This window comes from uncultured Megasphaera sp., from assembly GCF_958350005.1.
GTDB lineage: Bacteria > Bacillota > Negativicutes > Veillonellales > Megasphaeraceae > Megasphaera.
Map to the genome: position 1 here is coordinate 1 of NZ_CATWFF010000047.1, position 12806 is coordinate 12806.

Sequence of the window (12806 nt, forward strand, 5' to 3'; positions counted from 1 at the left end):
TCCGACATTTTACAGCCCGTTTAGACCAAATCAGTAAAATTTAATAAAAAATTTATAATTTTATCATGCTGCCAGCAGTTCAAAATGCAGATGCAGACAAAAAAGGCAAAAAAACAGGAAGACACTGCTTTGCGCAATATCTTCCTGTTTGTATTCGCCAGAATCGGCGGTTATGCTTCGCTGGTCTTTTTTTTCTTATGCGGATTATAGTAGTTCATGCCCTTGTCGACGCCGAGGCGCAGACAGCCTTCTACGGCATCGGCAGCAGCCTGAATTCCCGCATCATAAGGAGCCTGCAGCTCTTCCGGAAAAGGCGTCAGTACGTGATCGATGACGTCGTGATGAGGCAAAGGCCGGCCAATGCCTACGCGGAAGCGGGTAAACTGGCGGCACCCGTTGGCAAAAAGACTTTTAATGCCGTTGTGGCCGCCGTCACTGCCGTTTTTGCGGATACGAATACGGCCTACAGGCAGATCCATATCGTCATACGCTACGTACACATCAGGCTCGTCGAGCTTGTACCAGCGCATGAGAGGGCCCACGGCCTGGCCGCTGTTGTTCATAAAGGTCTGAGGCTTGACGAGGATGACCTTCTCCCCGTCTACCGATGCCTGAGCCACGAGGGCGTCCATCTTTTCCTGCCAGACAGTCACGTTCCAGCGCCGCGCCAGTTCGTCGACGACGCGGAATCCCGTGTTATGCTTGGATGCTTCATATTGACGGCCCGGATTGCCCAGGCCTACGATCATATGCACGATAGGTTCATCCTTATTTATCGAAGAGCTTGCTGACGGACACTTCGTGGAAAATGCGCATAATAGCTTCTCCCAACAGCGGTGCCACAGAGAGAACTTTAATCTTGTCAATTTGTTTTTCCTTCGGCAGGGGAATCGTATTGGTAATAATGAGTTCGGAAATAACGGAGTTCTGAATCCGTTCTACTGCCGGATCGGTCAGGACAGCGTGTGCGCAGGCAGCGTAGACGCGGGCAGCACCCAGGTCTTTCAGGGCTTTGGCAGCGCCGCAGAGGGAGCCGGCTGTATCGACGATGTCGTCGATGAGGATGCAGGTCTTGCCTTTAATATCGCCGATAATATTCATGACTTCGGCAACGCCAGGACGGGGACGGCGTTTTTCTACGATAGCAATGGGCGCATTAATGCGGTCTGCCAGATCGCGGGCGCGGGTAACGCCGCCAAGGTCCGGCGATACGACGACGATGTCGCCCATATCAGTTTCTTCTTTTTTCTGATTCAGGTATTTGGCAATAATCGACGCCGAGCCGAGATGGTCAACAGGAACGTTGAAGAACCCCTGAATCTGGCCGGCATGGAGATCCATCGTAACGACGCGGGTAATGCCGGCTGTCGTCATGAGATCAGCAACCAGTTTGGACGTAATCGGTTCACGGCCCCGGGTTTTACGGTCCTGGCGGGCATATCCATAGTAAGGAACGACAGCCGTAATGTGCTTTGCCGAAGCCCGTTTCAGCGCATCGGCCATAATGAGCAGTTCCATGAGGGTATCATTGGCAGGCTGACATGTAGGCTGAATCACAAATACGTCTTTGCCGCGAACACTTTCGTCGATCATGACCTGGATTTCGCCGTTGTTAAATTTGCCGACAAAGGCCTTGCCCAGTTCCAGTCCCAAATAGCTGGCAACTTCCTTGGCCAGTTCCGGATTCGCGTTGCCCGTAAAAATTTTCAGCTTTTTCCCGTCTTCGTAACTCATGTGTAGAGCCTCCTAAATATAATGGTATAAGTAGTATGATAAATTCGATTGCTAAAACCGATGGTACGCTTATTTTTTATACGTGTCGTCTTTGACCCAGCCTTCGATGTTCCGCTGTTTGGCCCGGGCCACAGACAGGGCTTTGTCAGGCACGTCCTTGGTAATGGTCGAGCCTGCGCCGATGTATGCATAGTCGCCAATATGAACGGGCGACACGAGGTTGCTGTTGCAGCCTACAAAGGCATGATCGCCAATGACAGTGCGGTGTTTTTTGCGGCCGTCAAAGTTGACCGTAATGGTGCCGCAGCCAATGTTGACGCCGCTGCCAACGTCGCTGTCGCCAATATAACTGAGGTGAGGCAGCTTCGTGCCGTCGCCGACGACGGAGTTTTTCACTTCCATGTAGTTGCCGACTTTGACGCCATTGCCGATGACCGTATCCGGCCGGAAATGAACGAACGGACCGATTTCACAGCCATTTTTGATTTCGCAGTCATGGGCATACGTGAACTGCAGGTGATCGTCATTGCCCATGCGCACGTTCGTCATGCGCACATATGGGCCGATCTGGCAGTTTTCGCCAATGACCGTGGTGCCTTCCAGGATGGTTCCCGGATAGAGGACTGTATCACGGCCTACGGAAACAGTCGTGTGCACGTAGGTGTTCGCCGGGTCGATAATGGTGACGCCGTCGGTCATGAGCTGTTCCAGCTTGCGCCGGCGCAGAACCTGTTCTGCTTCAGCCAGCTGCAGGCGGGAATTGACGCCCAGCGTTTCCTTGTAATCAGCAGCTGCAAAGGCACTGACCCGCTTGCCTGCTGCCACGAGCATGCCGATGACGTCGGTCAGATAATATTCGCCCTGCGCATTCTGATTGGTCACGTTGTGGAGCATCTGCCAGAGCAGATCCATGTCGAAGCAGTAAATACCGGCATTGACTTCGCGCACAGCCAGTTCGTCCGGCGAGCCGTCTTTCTGTTCGACAATTTTGACCACCTGGCCGTCAGCATCACGAATGACCCGTCCATATCCTGTCGGATCAGGCATAACCGCCGTCAATACGGTGGCAGCAGCCTGTGTTTCTTCATGACAGGCCAGGAGCTTGCGGAACGTTTCTTCCGTTACGAGCGGCGTATCACCGCAGGTGACGAGAAGCGTACCGGAAGTACCGGCAAGAAGCGATTCGGCCTGCAGGACGGCATGACCTGTGCCAAGCTGCTGTTCCTGGACAACGATTTCTGCCCTGTCGCCGACATACTCCCGCACGGCTTCGCTGCCAAAGCCGACGACGACGATCTGACGCCGCGTACCGGCAGCTTTCACATTGCGAAGAACCTGCTCTACCATTGGCACACCGCCTACGTGATGAAGTACCTTGGGAAGTTTGGACTTCATGCGCGTACCTTTTCCGGCAGCCAAGATAAGTGCAATCATATCTTTCATTCAGCAGTAGCCTCCCTAAATCCAAAAACTGTAATGTCCTTTTCAGGATAACACAAATAGCCGGGAAAATACATAGTTTTTTATAAAATTACGCTAAAATCATAGGCTGTTGCAGAAAATACAAAACGGAGAGGCTTCATACCTCTCCGTTTGCTGGCCTGCAGCAGGCCCTATTCTCTTACAGCACGTACACGACTACATCCTGACGGCCAAAGTTCAGGGCTTCATCCGTCGAGTCCATTGCCAGGTCAATGCGGTTGCCATAAATGGCTCCGCCTGTATCTTCGGCAGTAGCGTAGCCGTATCCTTCAACATACAGCTGTGTTCCCAGGGGAATAACACTGGGATCTACAGAAACCATACCGCGCTGCAGGCGCTTGCCTGTGGCAGTATAGCCGCTGTTGCCGGGATCATCAGCCGTATAGGCCGTAGCATCCATGACGATGCGCTGCTGATATCCGCTGTTTTCCGATTCAGCAGGAATTTCCCGTCCACTGGCTTCTGAAAGAGCCGCCATAGTCTGCGATCCGACAATACCATCTACATCTAATCCGTAGTCAGCCTGGAAACGTTTTACAGCAGCTTCCGTAGCCGGGCCAAAGGCACCGTCTGCACCATCTGCCAGATATCCTGTATCCATGAGCATGTATTGTACACTCTGTACGACAGAGCCGGTCATTCCGATTTCGACTTTTGCACAAACCAGTGATGAACATACAAAAACAAACATGAACGTTAATAGAATCAGTATACGGTTCTTCAAATAACCACCTCTTTGAACTATCCATAACAAACAGATTCAACTTCACAACCAGAATTATACCAAAAAGCAAACATTTAAGTCAAATTTTTGGATTTTTATGCCGTGTTTATGCTATGTTTATCCGCATTTGTATTTTGTCTGTATTTTGAAAATACAGGATAATCGCCGAAACTTATCAGCAGTTTTCCTACCAGGTACTAAGTTTTTATAATTATTATGCATTTTATGGCTTTTCCGACTCTACCAGGTGCCGTATCATTTCGGCACTTTCGATAGAATCGGTGAGTATATACAGGTAGTCGCCGGCCTGCAGCTTCAGGTCCGGACTGGGAATAAAATCGCCGCTGCTGCGTTTTACATCGATGAGTACAGTCTGCCGCGGCCAGGCAATGTGACCTACGCAGGTTCCGTCAGCAGCACTGCCGCTGACGACGGTAAGTTCCAGCAAACTCCGCCGTTCTGCTGAAGACAGGACGGGATGGCTCTGGCGCAGCAGGCGCTGAAGAAGGACGTCATAAATGGGCCGTCCGCCGCACCGCTGGGCAACGATAAGGGCTATCATGGAAGCCGTGCACAGGACGAGGAGGTGCTCATAAGACGCCGTCATTTCCATAATGAGAATGGTCCCTGTAACGGGTGACTGAACAGAAGACGCAAAAAACGCCGCCATAGACAGGACGATAATATCAGACAGATACTGCGGCTCCATCAGCCCGGCCTGGATGAGGACCGTGCCGACAACGCCGCCAGTGAGAGCGCCCAGGACCAGCATGGGCAGGAAAAAGCCGCCTGGCGCACCGCAGCCATAACTGATGAGGGTAAAGAGAAACTTTCCGGCCAGGAGCACGGCAAACAGCTGCAGTGACAACGGCATGGCATGAAGGCTGTTGATGAGGTCATTGCCGCCTCCCAGGACCTGGGGAAACACGTATCCCAGCACGCCGGCTACGACGAGGGCAAAGGCAAAACGGCTGTAGCCGCTGCGGAAGCAGGGCAGTCCATAAAAGCGAGGCATACTGAGGAGCCCTTTGTTGAATACGAGACCGGCCAGACCGGCAGCGACGCCGACAAGGACGGCAATCCACATGGATTCCAGCGGAAGGGCCGGCAGGGCGCCAAAATGGAAAATCGGCGACTGCCCAAATACGACGCGGCTTACCATCGTCGCCAGCAGGGCTGCAGCCATAGCCGGCGCAACGACGGCGCCGGAAAAATTCCGATGCAGTTCCTCCAGGGCAAACATGACGCCGGCCAGAGGCGCATTAAAAGCAGCTGCCAGGCCGGCACTGGCACCGGCAGTCAGCAAATACCGTTCTTCCATGGCAGTGCGTCCCAATCCACGGCTCAGGCCCTGAGCCGTGACGGCGCCGATCTGGATAGACGGGCCTTCCCGGCCCAGAGACAGGCCCAGGCCGATCCCCAGAACGCCGCCAAGGAGCTTGGTCCACAGGACGCGGAACCACCGCAGGCGGACGGCGCCGGTAATGACGCCTTTTACCTGGGGAATGCCGCTGCCGCCGGCATCAGGTTCATAGATCATGAGTTTCCACAGAATGAAAGCCGCCACAAGGAGCAGGGCAAACCAGGCTGCACCGGCCAGGATGCCGCCGGGACGAAGAACCTGGGCATACAGGTATTCCCGCCACACCGTCCCCATTTCCAGAGCCCAGCGAAACAGGCTGATAACAAGGCCTGACAGAATCCCGACGACAGCCCCTTCGGCAAACAGGCGCAGACGGAAGCGAGGCCAGTGGCCAAGGGCATCCAGCACGGCCGTAAGATGTTTGTTTATTTCCATTATATGTCACTTCCTTTTCCGTATGACGTCATTATAGCATATCTTTCCTTTTATACGGCAAAGGAATTGCTGGCATACAGAAATATTTCGTAAATAATCTAACAATTCCGTTACAACCGTTGCTTTTTTCTCAGGACTTACTATCATTAAAGAAGATATGTGAAAATACGATGTCTCCAGACATTTCCAGCAGGAGTATACTACTATGACAGATTTCCATCATTTTTTTCAGCATCTATTTCAGAGCCGGCAGAATAAACTCATCGCCTTCGGCCTGGTCCTCCTTCTGGCCTGCGCTGCCTTGTACATGACGACCCATTCGGACAGCACGGCCCGCCTGAACGGGAAGGCTGTACTGCCGTCGGTTCAGACCTATCAGGTCCGGCGAAGTGATATGATGCGGACCATTGCCCTGTCCGGACAGACGGTACCGCTGGCGCAGGTCGACATATCCACCAAGTATGGCGGCCCTATTCAGGCGGTCTATGTCAGCCTGGGCGATACGGTATCGCCAGGTCAGACGCTCCTCATACAGGACAAAACGGACGCCAGCCTGACCCTTCAGCAGGACCAGGCCGCCTTACAGCAGGCTGCTGCCGACACGAAGGCAGCACAGTCCCAGTTTGACTCAGATCTGCAGAAAGCCCAGGTAGACTACGCCACGGCCAGGATGAACTACAACCGCTACGTCATTCTGAAAGACGAAGGCGCCGTATCGCAGAAAGAGCTGGACACAATGTACCAGGCCCTCATCGTCGCTCAGGCGGCCCTGCAGAACCTGCAGTCCCAGAACATCGGCGACACGCCGGCGTCCATTGCCAGCAAACAGGCCGCTCAGGATCGGGCAGCGTATACAGTGGCCAGCCTGAACCAGCAGCTCGACGACCTGACCCTGCAGGCGCCGCGGGCCGGCGTCATAACCTACCGCAATGCCGAAGCCGGGGCCATGGTGCCGGCCAACACGAAGGTACTGACCATTACGGATACGAGCGGCATGTATGTGGACTGCACCGTATCAGAAACAGACGTGGCTGCCATGACACCAGGCACGCCTGTATCGGTATCTATCGAATCCCTGGCCAACACGTACAGCGGAAAAATTACCTATGTCAGCCCGGCTATGGACCCATCAGCCAAGACCTACGTCGTCCGCATCACCCTGGACGCGCCCGATGCGTCCCTGCGCGGCGGCATGTATGCCACGTCGTCAGTAAGCGTTCTGCAGCGGCCCAATACGCTGTTTGTCCCGAAAGACGCCGTACTGGAACAAAACGGCAAAAGCCAGGTCTATGTCATTGGCAGCGACAATTCCGTAACCATCTGCGACGTGAAAACAGGACTGCGCAATGACTCGTATATCGAAATTCTCGACGGTCTCCACGAAGGCGATACGATTGCCACGACCAATATGGCCCGTCTGAAAAACGGATCGGTCGTCACCATCGATACCAGTTCCAGTCAGCAGGAAAACTAGGTGAAATCCCATGAATATAACGAAACTTTCTATTGACCGTCCTATCGGCATCTGCATGGCCGTCGCCTTTTTCGTCGTCCTCGGCCTGTTCAGCTTTTATAAAATCGGTGTCGAACTGCTGCCGGCGCTGAACACGCCATACGTGACGGTAACTGTATCCTATCCCGGCGCCAATGCCGATTCAGTAGAACAGCAGGTCGTAAAGCCCGTAGAAGACGCCTTGTCGTCTGTATCCAATTTGCAGCATATTACGTCCCAGGCATCGTACGGCCGGGCCCGGGTGACGCTGCAGCTCGACTTTTCCGCCGATGCCGATGCAGCCGCCATTGACGCGACGAAAAAGATCAACGCCATTCGCGGCCAGCTGCCTGACGGCATTGACGAGCCTGTCGTCATCAAGCGCGACCTCAATGATACACCGGTCATGTACGTCGCCGTCCAGTCCGGCCAGCCCCTGGACACAATGTATTCCCGCACGGAAAACGACTTTCAGGACGTTATCCAGCAGGCCAACGGCGTATCGGAAATCGAGCTGAACGGCGGGCGGGACAAGGAAATTGCCATTGAAATCGATAAGGACAAGCTCCTTCTCTACGACCTGACGCTGACCCAGGTCGTCAATGCCCTGAAATCAGAAAACATCCTCATGCCGTCAGGCTCGGTCTATTCCAGCGCCACGACGACGGATGTGCGCGTCAATGCCCAGTACGCCGATGAACAGGAAATCGCCCAGGTCCAGGTAACCAATGCAAAGGGAGCCAAAATTCCTCTGACAGCCATTGCTGATATTAAGCGCCAGGACCAGCGAGTCACGCGCTATGCCCGTGTAAACGGTGATGACGCCGTGGTCATGGCCATTTACAAAAACAGCGACGCCAACGTCGTTTCCACAGTAGACAATATTAACAAAAAACTGGATGTCCTGCGCCGGGATAATCCGGATTACACCTTTACCGTTACGAACGAATCGGCTTCATACGTGCGCAATGCTCTGCACAACACGCTGGAAGCCCTTATTGAAGGGCTCATCACGACGGGAACGGTGCTGTTCTTCTTCCTCCGCGGCTGGCGCTCGACCCTGGCCGTCATGATTGCCATTCCGACGTCCCTCATTTCCACTTTTTTCGTCATGTACGCCGCAGGGTTCACCTTCAATATGATGTCCCTTATGGGCATGGCCCTGTGCGTCGGCATTCTCGTCGATGACTCCATTGTCGTGCTGGAAAACATTCACCGCCACCTCATGGCCGGCGAAGAACCGCGCAAGGCAGCGCTGAACGGACGAATGGAAATCGGCATGGCTGCCATTGCCATTACGCTGTGCGACGTCGTCGTCTTCCTGCCCATTGCCTTTATGAACGGCATGGTCGGGCAGTACTTCAAGCAGTTTGGCCTGACCATCGTCTTTGCCACCCTCTTTTCCATGTTCGTCTCCTTTACGCTGACGCCTATGCTGGCATCCCGTCTGTTCCGGCTGGGTCTGAAAATTCCGGACAAGCCCATATGGCGCACCATGGATGCCATTGAAGATTGGGCCCGCAATCACTACAGCAGCCTGCTGACATGGAGCCTGGACCATGCCAGGAAGCTCCTTTTGCCGGTACTGCTCTGCTTCTGCCTGGCTGCGGCCCTCATCCCGACGGGCCTTGTCGGCTCGGAATACATGCCCCGCACAGATGAAGGGAGCTTTCACATCACCATCCAGCTGCCGACCAATGCCAGCCTGGACCGTACAGATGCAGCAACCCGGCAGATGGAAGACTACTTGAAAACGATCCCGGAAATTACGTATTACACCGCCATGGTCGGCGGCCGCAGCCTGAATCAGGCTGATTTTCAGGTCACCCTGACAGACCGGCAGAACCGGTCCCGTACGATCTGGCAGATTACCAACGACGTCCGTGCCTTTGCCAATGCGCACATTTTCGACGGCGACGTGCGCGTTCAGGAAACGCAGGCTTCCGTTGCCGGTACGACTGGCGGCTTTGGCGGCGGCTCCGGCAATCTGCGTCTGGAACTGCGCGGCAAGGATGCTGACGCCCTGCTGGCCAAGTCACGGGAAATTCAGGAAATGATGAAAACTGACATTGCCGGCATTCAGGATGTCAACAGCTCCTATCAGGACGGCATGCCTGAATACCAGCTGGCCGTAGACCGGACAAAGCTCAAGCAGTACGGCACGTCTCTGGGTGATCTGACAGCGACCTTCTCCAACGCCATTAGCGGCCAGAAAGCCGGGGTTCTGGCTAATGACAAGAAAAACGACAGCAACGATACGGATATTTATGTCCGCCTGAAAGGGGCTGACAATTTCCGCATTTCTGATTTGGAAACGATTCCCCTGAACGCCAACGGCCACATCATTTACGTCTCTGATGTCGCCAAAGTGCAGGCCGGTACGGGGCCGGTCACGATCCGCCGGACCGATAAGGAACGGAGCATTACCCTCGGTGCCTCTCTCCATGGGCGCCCCCTGAACGACGTAATTCAGGAACTGACAGCGAAACTGAACGCCATGGACATGAAAGGCGTGACCTTCCGCTTTACCGGACAGGCTGACAACATGACGACGACTTTCCAGGAACTGGGCTCGGCCCTGATCATGTCGCTCATCCTCATTTACATGATTCTGGCCATTCTCTATGAATCAGTAAAGACGCCGTTTATCCGCATGTTTTCCCTGCCTCTGGGCCTGATTGGCTCGCTGTTTCTCCTCTTTCTGACCAACAATACAATCAATCTCTATTCCCTCATTGGCATACTGGTCATGGACGGCATTGTCGCCAAAAACGGTACGCTTCTCCTGGACTACACGCTGACGCTCATGCATGAACGGGGCATGGACCCCCGCAGTGCCGTCATCGCCGCCGGCCGGGCCCGGCTGCGCCCCATTTTCATGACTACCCTGACCATGGTCGTCGGCATGCTGCCGACAGCGCTGGCCATGACGGCCGGCTCGGAAACGCGGTCCAGCATGGCTGTCGTCGTCATTGGCGGTCTCCTGACATCGACAGTATTTACGCTGTTCGTCATTCCCATTATCTTCGTCTTTATGGAAAAACATCCCCTCCGTCTGCCTTTTTTCCGCCCAAAAGAAAGAGCTGAAAAGGCAAAATAAAAAAAATCCTGCGCCTGGGCAGGATTTTTTATATACATCCTAGAAATATATATTACAATATATACATGAACAGTATGCTCAAAAGGAGGCATAAGGCTTATGACTCACCCATTTACCCCTACATTTAATATTCACGAAGCCGTCCGAAAAACACTGCCCTATATGATGGAAATGCGTGAATATTTCCATGCCCATCCGGAACTGAGCGAAAAGGAATTCGATACGTGCAAGACCATTTTTCAGGAACTGTCCCTCATGGGCATTGAAGATGTGAAAATCATTGCCGGCACAGGCGTGACCGGCCTGATTCGCGGCGAACTTCCCGGTCCGGTCATCTTGCTGCGCGCTGATATCGACGCCCTGCCGCTGACGGAAAAATACGACTGCCCCTATGCGTCCCTCGTAGACGGCGTCATGCACGCCTGCGGCCACGACGGTCACGCTGCCAACCTGCTGGGCGTCGCCAAGATTCTGAATAAACACCGGGACTGCCTGCGCGGCACCATCCGCCTGGCTTTTCAGCCGGCTGAAGAAGGAAACGGCGGTGCCGCCCGCATGATCGACGCCGGCATTCTCAACACGCCGCCTGTAGAATACGCCCTGGGCCTGCACGTTGCCGGCTCTCTGCCGGCAGGCTATATTGGCATTCGCAAAGGGGAAATCTCGGCATCGTGCGACGACTTTGTCATTACCCTCCACGGCACAGGCGGCCATGGATCGCAGCCGTCAGCCTGTGTCAGCCCGATCCAGATGGGCGTCGACATCATTCAGTCCCTGCAGAATTACGTTTACAACCGTCATGCCGACGGCGACGGCGTAGTTCTGACCTTTGGCCAGTTCCAGGCCGGCCACAGTCCCAACGTCATTCCCGATACGGCTGAGCTGAAAGGAACGCTCCGAACGTATGATGAAGAAAAGCGTCACGATATTCTGGCTAAAATGGCCCATATTCTGGACAACGTAACGTCCACATACGGCGGTTCCTATGATCTGCGCACCGTACCGTTCTCACCGGTCTGCATCAATAATCCGACTGTAACCTCCCGGGTAGAAGCCATTCTGAAAGAGGAATGTGCCGGAACGGTAAAGGTCGTCCCCATGGCCCGCGGCTCGGGATCGGAAGACTTTGCCTATTTCAGCGCTGCCGTCCCCAGCACATTCTACTACGTCGGCGTATACAAAGACGCACCCGTCGTCGGCCATTCGCCTGATTTCCACTGGGACAGCACGGCACTGAAGTACATGTGCGAAACCATGGTTACGTGTGTCTACTATTTTAAAAGTTATCAGTAATTTCCAGGGTACGAAGAAACTCTTCTTTCTTCTGTACCCTCTTTTCATTTTGCAGTATAATAAAATTCTAATTATATGATGAAAAGAGGTTGATTCTTTGGTATTCTGGTTTATTATTGAACACACGATGCTGCCCATTTTCTGTCTCGTCCTTCTCGGCTTTTTCGTGGACAGGCATTTTCACCTGGACATAAAAACGCTGTCCAAATTCATGTTTTATGCCGTCATTCCCAGTTTTATCTTTACCAACGTATATACGACGGAGTTTCCTGCTGCCAGTACAGGCATCATTGCAGCCCTGGCCATTTTCATGGTTCTGTCCTTTCTTATTGCCTGTGCCGTCGGCAAATGGCGCCACTACGACGAAGGCATGATGCAGTCCTGCCGCAATGCCCTCATGTTCAACAATACGGGCAATCTGGGCGTAGCCCTGATCATCCTGGTATTTTCTCACGACCCCTTTGTCGTAAACGGCCAGACGCCCTATCTGGCAGAAGCCATGGTCGTCCAGATCATCATCTTTATTCTGCAGAGCATTTCCCTAAACACGCTTGGTCTGTATCAGGCTGGCCGCGGACGCCTGTCAGCCCGGGATACGCTGAAAGTCATGATGCAAATGCCGCTCATCTATTTTCTTCTCGCCGCCTTGGGAGCCCGCATGACCGGCTTTGATGCCAAGGATTTCTTTCTCTGGCCCATTATGGAAATGGCCGGTCACGCCATCCTGCCCCTGGCCATGTTCAGCATTGGCGCCCAGCTGTCGCAGACGAAAATCCACTGGCTCGACAAGGACGTGTGGATCATCAGCATCCTGAAAATGACCGTCCTGCCCATGATTGGACTGCTCATGATTTACACAGCCAATGCCATCCTTCCCGGCACGTTTACAGCTGTAAGCGCAACAGTGTTTCTCATTTACTGCGCCATCCCTACAGCAGTCAATACGGCTCTCTTTGCCATTGAATTCGACAATAACGCCGACTATGCCACGCAGATCGTCATGAATACGACTGCCCTGTCGGCCCTGTCCCTGACGTTTTATATCTTCCTGGGACACCTCTTATTTGTCTGATTCTTCCTAACAGAAAAGTTAAGGATTTATAATATATGGCTTGTAAAAATAATAGAATTATTACTTTTTTCAAAAAAAGATATTGACATTTACTGCCTCTCTCCGTATAAT

At 53.5% G+C, this 12806-nt stretch carries 9 protein-coding genes; 4 read left to right on the plus strand and 5 right to left on the minus strand.

The annotated features are described in order from the left end of the window. Nucleotides 1-170: 170 nt before the first annotated feature. From pth to Q3886_RS04290, 5 genes are all read right to left on the minus strand, one after another. Nucleotides 171-749: an aminoacyl-tRNA hydrolase gene (pth, locus tag Q3886_RS04270; RefSeq protein WP_301859936.1), complete on the minus strand. Its 579-nt coding sequence runs from the start codon at nucleotides 747-749 to the stop codon at nucleotides 171-173. A 19-nt stretch (nucleotides 750-768) separates the two neighbouring features. After that, nucleotides 769-1734 carry a ribose-phosphate pyrophosphokinase gene (locus Q3886_RS04275; RefSeq protein WP_301859928.1) on the minus strand — a complete coding sequence of 322 codons (966 nt, stop codon included), beginning with the start codon at nucleotides 1732-1734 and terminating at the stop codon, nucleotides 769-771. A 69-nt stretch (nucleotides 1735-1803) separates the two neighbouring features. After that, a complete protein-coding gene (glmU, locus tag Q3886_RS04280; RefSeq protein WP_301859929.1) occupies nucleotides 1804-3177 on the minus strand; it encodes a bifunctional UDP-N-acetylglucosamine diphosphorylase/glucosamine-1-phosphate N-acetyltransferase GlmU in 1374 nt (457 codons plus the stop codon). Between the two features lie 178 nt (nucleotides 3178-3355). After that, nucleotides 3356-3907 carry a peptidoglycan-binding protein gene (locus Q3886_RS04285; RefSeq protein ID WP_301859930.1) on the minus strand — a complete coding sequence of 184 codons (552 nt, stop codon included), beginning with the start codon at nucleotides 3905-3907 and terminating at the stop codon, nucleotides 3356-3358. 256 nt (nucleotides 3908-4163) lie between these two features. Beyond that, entirely contained in the window at nucleotides 4164-5738 is a 1575-nt protein-coding gene (locus Q3886_RS04290) for a ClC family H(+)/Cl(-) exchange transporter (RefSeq protein ID WP_301859931.1), read from the minus strand. 205 nt (nucleotides 5739-5943) lie between these two features. On the opposite strand from Q3886_RS04290, the gene Q3886_RS04295 reads away from it, so the two are divergent. The 4 genes from Q3886_RS04295 (at nucleotide 5944) to Q3886_RS04310 (ending at nucleotide 12695) form a co-directional block, all read left to right on the plus strand. Beyond that, nucleotides 5944-7212, plus strand: a complete 1269-nt coding sequence (locus Q3886_RS04295) for an efflux RND transporter periplasmic adaptor subunit (protein WP_301859932.1) — start codon at nucleotides 5944-5946, stop codon at nucleotides 7210-7212. 10 nt (nucleotides 7213-7222) lie between these two features. After that, nucleotides 7223-10330 carry an efflux RND transporter permease subunit gene (locus tag Q3886_RS04300; RefSeq protein ID WP_301859933.1) on the plus strand — a complete coding sequence of 1036 codons (3108 nt, stop codon included), beginning with the start codon at nucleotides 7223-7225 and terminating at the stop codon, nucleotides 10328-10330. A gap of 99 nt (nucleotides 10331-10429) precedes the next feature. Then, entirely contained in the window at nucleotides 10430-11623 is a 1194-nt protein-coding gene (locus Q3886_RS04305; protein WP_301859934.1) for a M20 family metallopeptidase, read from the plus strand. A 97-nt stretch (nucleotides 11624-11720) separates the two neighbouring features. Continuing rightward, complete coding sequence (locus tag Q3886_RS04310; protein WP_301859935.1) at nucleotides 11721-12695, plus strand: AEC family transporter; 975 nt, start codon at nucleotides 11721-11723, stop codon at nucleotides 12693-12695. The last annotated feature ends 111 nt before the right edge of the window (nucleotides 12696-12806 follow it).

Excerpts from the sequence above, each read along its gene's own strand:
- pth (WP_301859936.1), bottom strand. The coding sequence starts at position 749 with ATGATCGTAGGCCTGGGCAATCCGGGCCGTCAATATGAAGCATCCAAG.
- Q3886_RS04275 (WP_301859928.1), bottom strand. The coding sequence starts at position 1,734 with ATGAGTTACGAAGACGGGAAAAAGCTGAAAATTTTTACGGGCAACGCG.
- glmU (WP_301859929.1), bottom strand. The coding sequence starts at position 3,177 with ATGAAAGATATGATTGCACTTATCTTGGCTGCCGGAAAAGGTACGCGC.
- Q3886_RS04285 (WP_301859930.1), bottom strand. The coding sequence starts at position 3,907 with ATGTTTGTTTTTGTATGTTCATCACTGGTTTGTGCAAAAGTCGAAATC.
- Q3886_RS04290 (WP_301859931.1), bottom strand. The coding sequence starts at position 5,738 with ATGGAAATAAACAAACATCTTACGGCCGTGCTGGATGCCCTTGGCCAC.
- Q3886_RS04295 (WP_301859932.1), top strand. The coding sequence starts at position 5,944 with ATGACAGATTTCCATCATTTTTTTCAGCATCTATTTCAGAGCCGGCAG.
- Q3886_RS04300 (WP_301859933.1), top strand. The coding sequence starts at position 7,223 with ATGAATATAACGAAACTTTCTATTGACCGTCCTATCGGCATCTGCATG.
- Q3886_RS04305 (WP_301859934.1), top strand. The coding sequence starts at position 10,430 with ATGACTCACCCATTTACCCCTACATTTAATATTCACGAAGCCGTCCGA.